Annotated in this window: 11 protein-coding genes; 7 read left to right on the top strand and 4 right to left on the bottom strand. The window is 50.3% G+C overall.

All coding sequences use genetic code 11. From position 1 onward, the window contains the following. Position 1 precedes the first annotated feature (1 nt). The 4 genes from ACSV5M_RS11840 to ACSV5M_RS11825 all read right to left on the bottom strand — a co-directional run bounded on the left by ACSV5M_RS11840 (position 2) and on the right by ACSV5M_RS11825 (position 2,077). Positions 2-907, bottom strand: coding sequence for a histone deacetylase family protein (locus ACSV5M_RS11840; RefSeq protein WP_439176424.1), 906 nt, complete (start codon positions 905-907; stop codon positions 2-4). Positions 908-974: 67 nt separating this feature from the next. After that, on the bottom strand, positions 975-1,568 hold the full coding sequence (locus tag ACSV5M_RS11835) for a DUF938 domain-containing protein (protein WP_439176422.1): 594 nt from the start codon (positions 1,566-1,568) through the stop codon (positions 975-977). 153 nt (positions 1,569-1,721) lie between these two features. Further along, positions 1,722-1,865: an entericidin A/B family lipoprotein gene (locus ACSV5M_RS11830; RefSeq protein ID WP_087468767.1), complete on the bottom strand. Its 144-nt coding sequence runs from the start codon at positions 1,863-1,865 to the stop codon at positions 1,722-1,724. 53 nt (positions 1,866-1,918) lie between these two features. Continuing rightward, positions 1,919-2,077, bottom strand: coding sequence for a DUF3309 family protein (locus ACSV5M_RS11825; protein WP_439176420.1), 159 nt, complete (start codon positions 2,075-2,077; stop codon positions 1,919-1,921). Positions 2,078-3,009: 932 nt separating this feature from the next. Here ACSV5M_RS11825 and ACSV5M_RS11820 point away from each other — a divergent pair. The 7 genes from ACSV5M_RS11820 (at position 3,010) to ACSV5M_RS11790 (ending at position 14,185) form a co-directional block, all read left to right on the top strand. Then, on the top strand, positions 3,010-4,131 hold the full coding sequence (locus ACSV5M_RS11820) for an efflux RND transporter periplasmic adaptor subunit (RefSeq protein ID WP_439176419.1): 1,122 nt from the start codon (positions 3,010-3,012) through the stop codon (positions 4,129-4,131). Between the two features lie 107 nt (positions 4,132-4,238). Beyond that, positions 4,239-7,319: an efflux RND transporter permease subunit gene (locus tag ACSV5M_RS11815; RefSeq protein ID WP_439176418.1), complete on the top strand. Its 3,081-nt coding sequence runs from the start codon at positions 4,239-4,241 to the stop codon at positions 7,317-7,319. Between the two features lie 294 nt (positions 7,320-7,613). Further along, positions 7,614-8,714, top strand: coding sequence for an iron-sulfur cluster carrier protein ApbC (gene apbC, locus ACSV5M_RS11810; protein WP_439176417.1), 1,101 nt, complete (start codon positions 7,614-7,616; stop codon positions 8,712-8,714). 207 nt (positions 8,715-8,921) lie between these two features. After that, positions 8,922-9,491, top strand: a complete 570-nt coding sequence (gene dcd / locus ACSV5M_RS11805; RefSeq protein WP_439176416.1) for a dCTP deaminase — start codon at positions 8,922-8,924, stop codon at positions 9,489-9,491. A 46-nt stretch (positions 9,492-9,537) separates the two neighbouring features. After that, the gene (locus ACSV5M_RS11800; RefSeq protein ID WP_439176415.1) at positions 9,538-10,767 is read left to right on the top strand and encodes an NAD(P)/FAD-dependent oxidoreductase; all 1,230 of its coding nucleotides are present in this window, start codon (positions 9,538-9,540) and stop codon (positions 10,765-10,767) included. 395 nt (positions 10,768-11,162) lie between these two features. After that, positions 11,163-11,741: a biliverdin-producing heme oxygenase gene (locus ACSV5M_RS11795; RefSeq protein ID WP_439176413.1), complete on the top strand. Its 579-nt coding sequence runs from the start codon at positions 11,163-11,165 to the stop codon at positions 11,739-11,741. Positions 11,742-11,761: 20 nt separating this feature from the next. Beyond that, positions 11,762-14,185, top strand: a complete 2,424-nt coding sequence (locus tag ACSV5M_RS11790) for an ATP-binding protein (protein ID WP_439176412.1) — start codon at positions 11,762-11,764, stop codon at positions 14,183-14,185. Positions 14,186-14,209: the final 24 nt, after the last annotated feature.

Genomic DNA, 14,209 nt, shown 5'->3' with positions numbered 1-14,209 from the left:
ATCATTCACCATAAACAGCTGCGGCGGCCTCTACCACCAGGGCGTGGCGGCGAGCAAGCGCCATTCTGTCTTGATCGTATCCACCACCGATAACGGTGACCACCGGAACGGCTTTTTGTCGACAAAGCTCAAGGACGAGATGTTCCCGGTGACGTATGCCCTCCAGGCTGATGTTGAGCAATCCGAGGGGATCCTTTTCATACACATCAACACCTGCATCGTAAATGACCAGTGACGGTTTAAATTCGGTTAACAATGTGTGCAGCGTGTTTTCCACAACCGCCAGATAGTCCTGATCACGCAGTCCAACGGCCAGCTCTACATCGAGATCACTTTTGGCTTTGCGCGTAGGAAAATTTTTTTCGCAGTGTATCGAGCAGGTGAAGATTTCGGGATGATCCGCGAGGATGCTCGCTGTGCCATCACCCTGATGAACATCGCAATCAAAGACCAGGATACGTTCGGCTTTACCCTGCGCAATCAAGGCGCGCGAGGCAATGGCCAGGTCATTCAGAATGCAAAAGCCAGAGGCAAAATCATAATGGGCATGGTGTGTACCACCTGCCAGATGACAGGCGATGCCGTATTGCAACGCAAGGGATGCGGCAAGCAGGGTGCCATTGGGTGAAATCAGGGTGCGGTGCATCAGCCCTTCGCTCCAGGGCAAACCCATCCGGCGGATTTCCTGTGGCGATTGACGGTTGTGGATGAATCGTTCCAGGTAATCCCGGGAATGTGCTAATTCCAGAATCACTTGTTTGGCTTTGCCGGGCCGAAAGGTATTGCCGGATTGCGCGATACCGCGTTCTTGCAGGTAACGATGCAGCAAACGGAATTTTTCCATCGGAAAGCGATGTTTGCTGTCAAAGTCAAAACTGTAAGCCGGATGAGTGACGAGTGGGATCATGATGATAAGTTACACCGAATAAACGATCAGCAAGGATGCAACGTCAGGCTGCGGTGGTTAATACGCATCATGTCTTGCGCCAGATGATCAGGCGGTTATTGGCGGGCATGGGATTGTCTTCTACCAATGTCAAACCCACCGCTTCTGCGGTTTCATTGATCATTTCAAAATCGCGAATACCCTGGTCAGGATTTACGGCCTGCAAATGCTGATCAAACTGGCGATTGCTCTCGCTGGTGTAGTTGCCCTGATAATTAAACGGGCCATAAAGTGCAAACAATCCAGCGGAGGGAAGACGCAGGCCCACCTGCTCAATCATATGGCGCGCGGTGGGCCAGCTCATGATGTGCGCCGTATTCGCGCTGAATACGGCATCGAAACCGGTAGGCCAATCAGTTTGTAAGACGTCCAGTTCGTAGGGCAGGCGGATATTCGGGTGTGCGCATTCCACAATCCATTGCCGAATGCCAGGCAGATAATCAGCGCGATCAGATGTCTGCCAGATCAGGTGCGGCATTGCCTTTGAAAAATATACCGCGTGCTGCCCCGTACCTGATCCAATTTCCAATACATGATGAACCTGCTGGAAGTGGCGCTGCAGTACGGCCAGTATTGGCGCTTTATTGTTTTCACAGGCTTGTGAGAAAGGTTTGACGGACATAATTCGCTACCGGTCGAAAGAAGTCGTCAGACTATAACGAGTGGAAACCGGAAGGTAAATCTTAACGGGACGAAGGCATCAATAATCATGCAGTAGAAAATAAAAAACCTCCGGTTGAATGGAGGTTTTTTTACGGCTTAAAGCGTAGAAAAATCAGTCGCGTGCTTCGCGCGATTCTCTTTGAATGGCTTCGCCACCGCTTTCAAGGTCTTCGCCTGCACCTTCAATAGTATTACAACCGGTAAAGATAGATACCAGGCTGATTAAAAATAATGAAGTCAGTAATTTCTTCGACATAATTTTTCCCTCTCGGTTGATAGTTAACAATATCCGTTTACTGCGGATGTACCCTAAATGCGCCCCATTAACAACAATATCAACAACACCAGTAATACTACGCCCAAAATACCGCTGGGACCGTACCCCCAGGAACGGCTGTAGGGCCAACTGGGAATAGCACCTACCAACATCAAAATCACAATAATCAATAACAATGTTCCTACACTCATAATGCACTCCTTTTGGTTTATGCATGTGAGGCCAGAATAGGACCTAAACACGTTAATCTCAGTTCGCTCCCGTACATAGAATTTGCAAGCATGATGAAACGTGATCGCAGTCAAAAGTAGAAATTTTTAATGCATTTTATGGAACAAAAATTTATTCGCATGATCGCCGCCGCTTTCATTTGTGTGCGCATACTGTCAGCGAACCCGCCCTCTGGTTTCTGAATGCGTGGTAAACGATTTTTCTCGTCCAAAAGCGCCCTTGCCATCCGCTACCTTTGGCATAGCTTCAAGTCCGTGATGAAACGATGTATTGGAGTTTGAAGTAATAAAGAATCCTTTCCTTAAGAACGGCTGCTTATGTCCGGGGAAGGGGGCGACTAACCCGCGCCGGTCTCCTGCCAGGGAGCCCATACCCTTACTGTCATCTTGAGTTTGAATATCACCCTCCGGGGATAGCCAATAGAGTCGTGAAGGAGAATAATTTCATATTTGGGAAAGCCTACTGACAGTATCTGACACAGTGGTGTTGATAATGGTCTGGCTGCCCGGACAGGTATGTTTAAGTCCCTTAATCAGAACTTAAACAATAGCTGTAAATATTGATTGGACAGCTGACCAAAAACCCCTATGATTCATCACCGCTCGATGATAGAGGCTTGTATCGGCGACACTTTTATTTCGCTGTCAAATCGCCTTTGCCCCGGCTTTTATCGATGTTTCGAGGCGTTTCTGGTCATTACATTTTGTGACATTTGTTAATTTCAGTTTCACCTTTGGCTATGCCACAATCGGCTGCTTTTTTTGAGCGGTTGGTGCTCCCAATGGCCAAGCTCCGAGATAACCAGGGTCTGGTTGATCTTTGGGCTGTTTTTCTGAAACGGTCACCTCTGAATTCAGATTAATTTTGTTTTTCCACTGGACGGTTGTTCCCTATGAGTAAAGTCAAATCAATTGGTATCGCAGTTGCGACCCTCTTCGTTATTTTCCTGATTATTGCCGGTATCAAAGCCAGCCAGTTTATGGCCATGGCGGAAGCCGGTGAATCCTTTGTGCCGCCACCTGAATCAGTCAGCACATTTGCCGCAGAGGTTCAGGAATGGCCGAATATCTATACCGCTGTCGGCACGGTTGAAGCTGACGAAGGCATCACTATCGCAGCGGAAGTTCCCGGCAAGGTGCAGCGCATCGCATTCACCTCCGGCGAGTATGTAAAAGCCGGTGAGGTGCTGGTGGAACAGGAGTCCAGTAATGAGCGTGCGCAATTGAATGCCGCGACAGCACGCTTGCGCCTGGCTCAGGCTAACCATGAACGTTTGCTGCAATTGCGGCAGAAAAACACCGTATCGCAAAGCGAATTGGATATGGCGGTGCAGCAGCTTGAATCCGCCCAGGGTGATGTGGATGACTTGACAGCAACCCTTGCGAAAAAGGTTGTGCGTGCCCCCTTTGCCGGGCGGCTCGGTATTCGCCAGGTGGATCTTGGTCAGGATCTTCAAGTCGGGGCCAGCATCGTTTCCCTGCAAGCAACCAACCGTGTGCGGGTCAATTTTCCGGTACCGCAGCAATGGCTGGTCCGCATGGGCAAGGGTCTGGATGTTGAAGTGCGCGTGGGCGATGGTTCAGACGTCATGGTTAAGGGCGTTGTGACCGCCATCGGCGCCGAGATTAACCATGTAACCCGCAACGCTATCGTGCAGTCGTCGCTCGAGAATGCGGACAACAAACTCATTCCCGGTATGGCGGTAGAGACGCGTGTCATCCTTACCAATCCCGAGCCGGTGCTCGCTGTACCGAGTACATCCGTCATCTACGCACCCTTTGGCGATACGGTCTTTGTGGTGGAAGAAGATGACTCCGGCAAGCTCAAGGCGCGCCAGCAATTTGTTCGTCTGGGTAAGGCGCGCGGTGATTTCGTCGAGATTGCGGACGGCCTGAAGGAAGGTGATGTGATTGTCAGTGCGGGCGCGTTCAAGCTGTTTAACGGTCAATCCGTTGTCGTGAGCGATATTGCTGCACCGGAATACAAACTGGAGCCGACGCCGGTAGACAGTTGATCAGTCAGGTTTAAAACATCAAGAATGGTCTGTGTGAGCCACCCCGGCTCGCGCGGCTTCAAGGATTATCGGCCTGCACCTCGCAGGTCCTGTGGTGAGCCTCATCTATGAAATTCACAGATATTTTTATTCAGCGGCCGGTGATTGCCATTGTGGTCAGTTTGCTGATCCTGATCGCCGGTATCCAGTCGGGCAGTTCGTTATCCGTGCGTCAGTATCCGCGTAGCGATGTTGCCATGATCACCATCAATACCGTTTATGTCGGTGCCAACGCGGAACTGGTGCGGGGTTTTGTGACCACACCGATTGAGCGTGCCATTGCTTCGGCGGGCGGGATTGATTACATCGCTTCAGAAAGTGCCATGGGTTTATCAACCATCCGTGTTCACTTGCAGTTGAACTACGATCCCTTGCGTGCGATGACAGAAATCAGTGCCAAGGTGAATCAGGTGCGCGGCGATCTGCCTCCAGAGGCAGAAGTACCCGCGCTCACGATTGAATCCGCCGACAGTCAATTTGCGGCGGCATATTTAAGCTTCAGTTCCCAAATCCTCGAACAGAACCAGATCACCGACTTTTTGACTCGCTCTGTACAGCCGCGCCTGACGGCTATCGCGGGAGTGCAAAAAGCCGATGTGCTCGGCGGGCGCACCTTCGCGATGCGTATCTGGTTGAAGTCGGAGAAGATGGCGGCGCTGAACGTTACGCCCTCGGAAGTGCGTCAGGCGCTAGCGAGCAATAACGTGCAGGCGGCTATCGGCCAGACGCGCGGTGCTTACACCCAGGTAAATTTGCGCGCTAACACAGATCTGAAACATGTCGAAGATTTTCGTCAGCTAGTTGTACGCAACACCGGCGAGGGCGTCATACGTTTGAGTGATATTGCTGACGTGGTACTAGGAGCCGAAAACTACGATGCTGAAGTTAACTTCAGTGGTGAGACGGCCGTATTTATGGGGGTATGGGTTGCGCCTAATGCTAACTCTCTGGACGTAATGAAAGCCGTTACGAAAGAAATGGAAGCGATTCAAGCGGAATTACCGACGGGTTTGAGTGGTGTGGTGGCTTATGATGCAACCAAATACATTGATGCGGCGATCATTGAGGTCATCAAGACGCTGTCCGAAACCCTGCTGATTATTGTCGTGGTGCTCTTTCTGTTTCTGGGTTTCAGTCGTTCAGTATTTATTCCGATTGTGGCCATCCCGCTGTCTCTGGTGGGTGCCTTGTTCATCATGCAGCTGTTTGGTTTCTCGCTCAATTTGTTGACCTTGTTATCCATTGTGTTGAGCGTGGGCCTGGTAGTGGATGACGCGATTGTGATGGTGGAAAACATCGAACGTCACATCGAAGAAGGTATGAAACCTTTCCAGGCAGCTATTACTGCTGCGCGGGAGTTGGGCGGGCCGATTATTGCCATGACGGTAACCTTGATTTCTGTGTATGTGCCCATTGGTTTGATCGGTGGCTTGACCGGAACCCTGTTCCGCGAGTTCGCCATCACCCTCGCCGGTGCGGTGACTATCTCGGCGGTTGTGGCGATTACCCTGTCGCCCATGCTGGGTTCGCGCATGCTCAAACCGCATCAAAAAGTGACTGCGCCTCTGGCGGGTGTTTTTGATCGTTTTCAAAAGTTCTACAGCAGAAAACTGGATGTAACACTCAACAGCCGTTCGGGCATCTATGTGTTCTGGGTGGGCATTGCCTTGCTGTGTTTCCCGCTGTATATGTTTTCCGCTAAGGAATTGGCACCCATGGAGGATCAGGGCGTGATCTTTGGTATTGTGGACGCGCCAGCCAACTCTACGCTTGATCAGTCTTCCTATTACGGCAAATTAGTAAATCAGATATTTATGGAAGTGCCGGAGACGGATTTTACTTTTCAGATAAATTTCCCTACCGGCGGCTTCTCCGGCATGGTGGCTAAACCCTGGGAAGAACGTGATCGCAGCGTGTTTGAAATTATGCCGGAATTGCAGCAAAAATTGGCGAATGTTCCTGGTGTACGCATCCTGCCGGTTACCCCACCGCCGCTGCCCGGTGGTGGTGATTTCCCGGTGGAATTTGTTATCGCTTCTACCGCAGATTCGAAGGAAATTTATGGGTATGCCGTGCAATTGCAACAGGTGATGAATGCCAGCGGCACCTTCCCGTTCACGCTGATAGATATGAAGGTGGATCAACCGGAATATGAATTCAGTATTGATCGTGAAAAAGTGGCGGACCTGGGACTGAACCTGCAAACTGTGACGCAAGACTTGGGCACCCTGTTGGGCGGCGGTTATGTCAACCGGTTCAACATGGCCGGGCAGAGTTATAAAGTGATTCCGCAGGTTAAGCGTGTTGAACGTTTAACACCGGATGACCTGAACAAGCTTTATATCACCGGTGCTGACGGCCAGATGATTCGCCTGGATCAGATTGCCACCATGACCCACGTTACTGCACCGCGCACTATCAACCGGATGCAACAGTTGAATGCGGTGAAGATCAGCGGTGTGACCATTAGGCCACTGGGCGAGACACTGGAATATTTGCAGGAAGAGGCGGCGAAGATTCTGCCCAAGGGCTACAGCATCGATTACACCGGCGAATCCCGCCAGCTCAATCGTGAGGGCAATACGTTCCTGCCGGCGCTGATGTTGGCGTTGTTGATGATCTTCCTGGTGTTGGCGGCGCAATATAACAGCTTCCGCGATCCGGTTGTGATCCTGGCGGGGTCCGTGCCCCTGGCGATCTTCGGCGCGCTGCTGTTTACCTTCTTCAAGATGCCGATGCCCATGCCGTTCTTTACCGATGGCTTCAGCAGCACGCTGAATATTTATTCGCAGGTGGGGCTTGTGACGCTGGTAGGTCTGATTGCGCGCAATGGCATCCTGGTGGTGGAGTTCGCTAACAAGATGCAAGAGAAGGGCATGAGCAAGATCGAAGCGGTGCGCGAAGCGTCGGTTATTCGTCTGCGCCCGGTGTTGATGACCAGTATCGCTACGGTGGCTGGCCACGCGCCTTTGATCTTTGCGTCTGGGCCCGGTGCAGAAGCGCGTAATGCGATTGGTCTGGTATTGGTGTTCGGGATGGCGATCGGTACAGTCTTTACTCTGTTTGTCTTGCCTTCGGTGTATGTGCTGTTGGCCAAGGATCATCAGAAAGACAAGCAACGCTTGGCTGAGTTGGAAGCGGCGGCCTGATCAGGGTCCTGATACGTTATTTGCGTGGCAAAAAGGGCATCGTTTGATGCCCTTTTTGTTAGAAGTCCTACTTACTTTCGATTTCTAATGTAAGCGCTCCGAATCCGTTTGCCATTAGGGCTTTGGTTTCGAAAACGCATGAATACATCCTTGTAGCTCCCTCAAGTCGTCCTTGACTTGAGGGTTTCGAAATCAAAGCCCTAATGACAAACTCACGTGGTGCGGATATCGAGAAGGTGTCCTTTCACCCAATTGCACTATACTGCGGCCCATTATTCTGCGGAGGAGCTTTACATGACCAATATCGATTCAACTGCATTGCGCGCCGCTGTAGAAGGGGTGCTGGAGCCCAGCTTGCAACGACCCCTGGGTGAGTTGAATGCCATCCATGGTATTGCTGTGGAGGGCGATCAGGTGGCGGTCAGCATTGATCTCGGTTATCCCGCTGAGGGGGTGGCCCAGACGCTGGCTACTGCGATTCATCATGCGGTGAGTCGGGTCGAAGGGGTGATGAAGCTGTCGGTGGATGTGGATTGGGTGATTCCGGCGAGTCCCGCCGCTAATGCGCAGCAGGCTATCGCCGGGGTTAAGAATATTATTGCCGTAGCCTCCGGTAAGGGCGGGGTGGGTAAATCCACGACGGCGGTGAATCTGGCATTGGCGCTGGCAGCTGAGGGCGCGCGTGTTGGTATTCTGGACGCCGACATCTATGGGCCCAGCCAACACCATATGCTGGGGGTGGGCGAGCAGCGTCCGCAGATCGTGGGGGAAGGCAAGGCGCAGATGATGGTGCCTATTGAAGCCCATGGCATTCAATCCATCTCTATGGGTTACCTGGTGACCGAACAAACGCCGATGGTGTGGCGCGGGCCGATGGTCAGTGGAGCGCTGCAGCAATTGCTGATGCAGACCCGTTGGGATGATCTGGATTATCTGGTTATCGACATGCCGCCGGGTACCGGTGATATCCAGATTACCCTGGCGCAAAAAGTGCCGGTGACCGGGGCGGTGATAGTGACGACCCCCCAGGACATCGCCTTGCTGGATGCCAGGAAGGGCATTGAAATGTTTCGCAAGGTCAATGTACCGGTGCTGGGGGTGGTGGAAAATATGGCCGTTCATGTGTGTTCCCAATGCGGTCATGCCGAGCATATCTTCGGTGCTGGCGGCGGTGAGCGCATCGCCCAGGACTACCAGACTAACCTGCTCGGGGCGTTGCCCCTGGATTTGTCGATTCGTGAGCTGACCGATGGCGGCACGCCGTCGGTCGCCGCTGAGCCGGATTCAGCCATTGCCCAAGCCTACCGCGCCATCGCACGCAAACTGGCCGCCCAGCTCTGGCTACTCAATCTTTCCGCCACCCCGATGCCAGAGATCATCTTCACTGAAGATTAACCCGTAGGTCGGATTAGCCGCAGGCGTAATCCGACGCAATCTTCCCAAACCCTCTTATCTCCAAACACTCCCCCAATGCCTTAACAAACGGCATTGTCGGATTACGCGACGCTAATCCGACCTACTTGCAGGCTATTCACGGTAGGCGGCTCGGGCGAAAACCGCTATTATGCCGCCCCGTCAAATTATCAGTATGTTGGAGTCAGCATGAGCATCAAATCCGATAAGTGGATGCGCCGTATGGTCGAGCAGCACGGCATGATCGAGCCTTTTGAACCCGGCCAGGTTCGCTATGGTGCCGATGGACATCGCATCGTGTCTTACGGAACCTCCAGCTACGGCTATGATGTGCGCTGCGCGGATGAATTTAAAATCTTCACCAACGTGCATTCCACTGTTGTCGATCCCAAAAATTTTGATGAAAAGAGTTTTGTAGATATCAAGAGTGATGTCTGCATCATCCCGCCAAATTCTTTCGCCTTGGCGCGCACTGTTGAATACTTCCGGATTCCGCGCTCTGTATTGACCGTGTGTCTGGGTAAATCCACCTACGCGCGTTGCGGCATTATTGTTAACGTCACACCGCTGGAGCCTGAATGGGAAGGGCATGTGACGCTGGAGTTTTCCAACACCACGCCCTTGCCGGCAAAAATCTATGCCAACGAAGGCATCGCACAAATGTTGTTCTTTGAATCCGACGAGGTCTGCGAAACCTCCTACAAGGATCGCGGTGGAAAATACCAGGGACAACGTGGCGTAACCCTGCCCAAGACCTGATGTTTTGCAGTCACTAGCCCCTAGTGACTTGCGCTAGTGACTGAATATGCCCTTACCCCGTCAAACAGACGTCTTGATTATCGGTGCCGGTGCGGCCGGCCTGATGTGCGCTGCCGTTGCCGGCCGACGTGGCCGCCAGGTTGTGGTGGTTGACCATGCCAATAAAGTAGGTAAAAAAATCCTGATGTCTGGTGGTGGGCGATGTAACTTCACCAACCTGCACACCCTGCCGGATAATTTTCTTTCTGATAATCCCCATTTTTGCAAGTCAGCGCTTTCGCGTTTTACCCAATGGGATTTTCTGGCATTGGTGCAAAAGCACCAGATTCCCTACCACGAAAAAAAACTCGGTCAATTATTTTGCGACAACAAGGCGCAGGATATTCTTAATATGCTGCTGGCGGAGTGCGCCGATGCAAAGGCTGCTATTTATACCCACTGCCAGATAGAAAAAATCACTGCATTATCAACAACCGATTTACCCCTGCGTTACCGTGTCCATACCAGCCTCGGTAACATTTCGTGCGAGTCTTTGGTTGTGGCCACCGGTGGTTTGTCCATTCCCACCATGGGAGCAACAGGCTTGGGCTATGAAGTTGCCACTCAATTTAACCTTCCACTCAAGCCGCGTTCCGCCGGGCTGGTACCTTTTACCTTGACGCCCGCACAATTAGCTGTGTTTTCTTCGTGTGTGGGTAATGCAATAGAAGTATGCGTAAGTTGTAACGACGATAAGGGTAACGAAAAATCGTTTGTTGAAAATCTTTTATTTACTCATCGGGGATTGAGTGGTCCGGCGATCTTACAAATTTCTTCTTACTGGAAGCCGGGGCAATCGATTCAGGTAAATTTGCTGCCGCATGTCAATTTGATTGAACACTTGCGTATGCAACAGCAGCAGCGTCCCAAGGTTTTACTGAGTACGGTGATGGGTGAATTGCTCACCAAAAATATCGCACAGGTATTTTGTGATTTATGGGATGCGCAATGGAAAGGCAATCGTCCCTTGAATCAATATGGGATCAAGGATATTCAAACCATTGCCACGCAATTTCAATCCTGGCAATTGCTGCCCGCCGGCACCGAAGGCTATCGTACTGCCGAAGTGACCTTGGGTGGTGTTGACACTTCATGTCTTTCTTCGAAAACGCTGGAAGCAAACCATCAGCCGGGCCTGTATTTTATTGGTGAGGTGGTGGATGTTACCGGTCATTTAGGTGGCTTTAACTTTCAATGGGCTTGGGCGTCAGGAAATGCTGCCGGTACATTCTGCTAGAAGTTATATAAAAATAACATGTTAGCGAAGAGGTATTTCTAATACCAAAGAGTTTGGGCAGTGTTTTGCAGGTTATTGTCAAATGTTAATGATTTATGCCTAAGTTCTTTTGCATACACAAGATTTCCGCTTTTTATCTCCCCAGAATTATTGTTGACATTCCCGGTCCAAATAAACGAAGCGTGAGCAGATGATGAACCTTGATGGTGCATTATTTATTTTTCTAAATACAGAAATGTGAAGGATTTTGCATTAATGGTTTGCATGGCTTGCGACACAGAATGTTGACCCCATATTACCTTGGCAGTTATAGAGAGTTGATAAATCGGTAGGGAGATTATTGTTAATTTTATGATGTGTATTATTTGAATGCGCAATACCTTGAGGGCTCAATTATGAGCATGATGCTGAATATGAAAGCAGAAACGGCCGTACACCACGCACAAACAGAAAGTCTGTTGCGTGCGCGGCTATTCAATAAGCAGTTGTCACAAAGTTGTTACTGTGACGTGCTTAACGTATTTTATACGGCATATTCTTCATTGGAATCTGCCCTGGCGAATTTTCCGCTGACGGCGCAATTATTAAAAGATCGTTCAAAAATAGAACTTCTTAAAAAAGATTTGATCTATTTACGGAGCGGTTCCTCAGTTAAAGTGCCTTATCTCTCCAATCCCGATCTTCCTCGTGTTGCTAACGAAGCGGCGGCCTTGGGAGTTATGTATGTAATGGAAGGCTCCACCTTGGGTGGAAAGATCATTATCAATTATCTGATGAAATACGACTGGATGAACGTCGAATTATGTGGCAATTTTTTTAGCAATTATGGCGATAATCGTGGTCGTATGTGGAATGAGTTTGGTGAGATTGTAAATGGTTTTTCTTCGGCTAATCAGCATGCCGCTACTCATGTGGTGAGCGGAGCGAAGCTTGCCTTTGATTATATCTACTCTCTTTTGATGCAGACTCGATGAACTGATGAGGATGATTAACGATGACCAAAAAAGAATCCCCGCATAAGCCGTTTGTCGTCACTCTGGATAATTGCCACCAAGAGCCCATTCACATTCCAGGGTCTATCCAAGCCCATGGTATGTTGATCGTTATCGGGCGCCATGATTTTATGATCAAGCAGGTCAGTGAAAATATTTTGCAATTTACGGGTGAGCCTGCCGAATTTTTTTTAGGGAAAAGCATTGCTGAGTTATTAGGTGAAAGTTTTTATACCTTTATCAATGTGGCGCTGGGTTCTGAGTCCAAGTACGCGCGCACCGCCAACTCCATCAAAGTGAAGTTGTCCCCCGGTTTGCCGAAAGATGTGCTGTATGATGCGGTGTTTCATTGTGAAGGCGATGTGGTGCTGATTGATGTTGAACAATCTCCCCAGGAAGTCAATATTCAATATGCGAGTTACTACCACAAGATCAAGGAGTTCACTCGTTCATTGAGTGAGCATGCGGAGCTACAGGCAATCTTCGAACGCTCTGTGGCGGAGGTGAGGGATCTTACCGGTTATGATCGGGTGATGCTGTATCGCTTTGATCATGAATACAATGGTGAGGTTATTGCGGAATCCAAAGTGGATCGGTTGAACTCCTTTCTGGGGCAGCACTTTCCTGAATCTGATATTCCCGCGCAGGCACGTGCATTGTATGTTAAAAATAAAGTGCGCATCATCGCGGATGTGAATGCTACTCCCAGTCCGTTAGTGCCTCCGGTGCATCCGGATTCTGACATGTCGACCGACTTGGGTTTGAGCATGCTGCGTAGCGTGTCGCCCATCCATATTCAATATCTCAAGAATATGGGGGTTTGTGCCTCCATGTCGATCAGTATTATCGTGGATGATCATTTATGGGGCTTGATTGCGTGTCACCATTATTCGCCTCACCTGGTTTCCGTCGAAACGCGGGAGGCGGCATTATTTTTAAGTGTGCTTATTTCGCATTTGATTACCACTAATGATCGTTCGCAGGCGCGGCTTTATGATTCTGAGTTGCTTGCGTTAAATGCTCGCCTGGCCGAGAACATGGTGCAGGTGGTGAATTATGTGGATGGCCTGCGTAAAGATATTCCAGCGATGTTGGGGCTCACCAGTGCTGAGGGTGTTGTATGGAATCTTGAAGGCCATACCGAAAGTTATGGCACCACTCCAACCGAAGAGCAAACCGAACAACTGGTTGATTGGTTATTTGCCAAGGTAGGAAAATCCTTCTTGTTCCACACGCACAAGCTGTCTGAGATCAATCCGGCGTTTCGTGAATTTGCTGGCGTGGCCAGCGGTATTCTGTTTATCGTCCTGTCATTCACAGATCGGCAATATTTTCTGTGGTTTAGACCGGAGGTGATGAATACCAAGAACTGGGGCGGCAAACCGGAAAAGACTATCGAATTCCTGGATGACGGCAGTCATCGTTTGATGCCGCGCCGTTCTTTTGAGCTGTGGAAGGAAAAAGTACGTTATACCTCGGCACCCTTCAACGAAATTGAAATTCGAAATGTCCTGAAGTTTCGTAACACTATGCAGAATTATCTGATGGTGAATACGGAGTTGTTGCGCGAACGTAATGCGGATCTGGAGCGCAAGATTGCCCAGCGGACATTATCGCTTGAGCAGGAAATCCGGGAGCGCGAGAAAATCCAGCAGGAGCTGGAATTGTCCTTGCGCGCTTTGCAAGCATCAAACAAGGAACTCGAACAGTTCGCCTATATTGCTTCCCACGATTTGCAGGAGCCCCTGCGAAAAATACAGGTGTTGGGTGATCGGCTGCATAATTTCTCCGATCAATTGGATGCACGCAGTCAGGATTATCTGCAGCGCATGATCAAGGCGGCCAATCGAATGCAAATGCTGGTGGTTGATCTGCTGTCTTTTTCCCGTATCGGGGTGACCGGTGACAGCGTTCGTTACGTTAATCTGAATGATGTGATGAAAGATGTTTTGTCCAATCTTCACATCGCCATAGAAGAGTCGGGCGCACAGATTGATATCGGCGACCTCGGGAGTATCTGTGCGGATGCATCGCAAATTAATCGCCTGTTCCAGAACCTGATGCAAAATGCGATTAAGTTTGTGCGTCAGGATGCTGCACCAGATATTAGCGTCCACAGGGTAGAGGAGACGGCGAATACGGCCACCTTCGAGATCCGTGATAATGGCATCGGTTTTGAAAAGGAATATGAAGAAAAAATCTTCGGTCTCTTCAACCGCTTGCATAAATCCAGCGAAGATTATCAGGGCACGGGCCTGGGTTTGGCTGTGTGCCGCAAGATTGTCGAAAGTCATCGCGGTAAAATTTGGGCGCGCAGCCGCTTGGGTGAAGGCACGTCCTTTTTTATCCAGCTGCCCTTACGCGGTGCGGTAGAGGCAAGGCGACAGGGAGACGCCTTGATCGCTGATTCCTTCCTTGAAGATTAACGCTATTCCCGGAGTGGCAAGGTT

The organism is Cellvibrio sp. ARAG 10.3 (assembly GCF_051846955.1).
In the GTDB taxonomy this organism is placed as follows: domain Bacteria; phylum Pseudomonadota; class Gammaproteobacteria; order Pseudomonadales; family Cellvibrionaceae; genus Cellvibrio.
Note: the sequence above shows the minus strand (reverse complement) of the source record. Positions and strands in the feature narration are given on the sequence as shown.

Excerpts from the sequence above, each read along its gene's own strand:
- ACSV5M_RS11840 (WP_439176424.1), bottom strand. The coding sequence starts at position 907 with ATGATCCCACTCGTCACTCATCCGGCTTACAGTTTTGACTTTGACAGC.
- ACSV5M_RS11835 (WP_439176422.1), bottom strand. The coding sequence starts at position 1,568 with ATGTCCGTCAAACCTTTCTCACAAGCCTGTGAAAACAATAAAGCGCCA.
- ACSV5M_RS11830 (WP_087468767.1), bottom strand. The coding sequence starts at position 1,865 with ATGTCGAAGAAATTACTGACTTCATTATTTTTAATCAGCCTGGTATCT.
- ACSV5M_RS11825 (WP_439176420.1), bottom strand. The coding sequence starts at position 2,077 with ATGAGTGTAGGAACATTGTTATTGATTATTGTGATTTTGATGTTGGTA.
- ACSV5M_RS11820 (WP_439176419.1), top strand. The coding sequence starts at position 3,010 with ATGAGTAAAGTCAAATCAATTGGTATCGCAGTTGCGACCCTCTTCGTT.
- ACSV5M_RS11815 (WP_439176418.1), top strand. The coding sequence starts at position 4,239 with ATGAAATTCACAGATATTTTTATTCAGCGGCCGGTGATTGCCATTGTG.
- apbC (WP_439176417.1), top strand. The coding sequence starts at position 7,614 with ATGACCAATATCGATTCAACTGCATTGCGCGCCGCTGTAGAAGGGGTG.
- dcd (WP_439176416.1), top strand. The coding sequence starts at position 8,922 with ATGAGCATCAAATCCGATAAGTGGATGCGCCGTATGGTCGAGCAGCAC.
- ACSV5M_RS11800 (WP_439176415.1), top strand. The coding sequence starts at position 9,538 with ATGCCCTTACCCCGTCAAACAGACGTCTTGATTATCGGTGCCGGTGCG.
- ACSV5M_RS11795 (WP_439176413.1), top strand. The coding sequence starts at position 11,163 with ATGAGCATGATGCTGAATATGAAAGCAGAAACGGCCGTACACCACGCA.
- ACSV5M_RS11790 (WP_439176412.1), top strand. The coding sequence starts at position 11,762 with ATGACCAAAAAAGAATCCCCGCATAAGCCGTTTGTCGTCACTCTGGAT.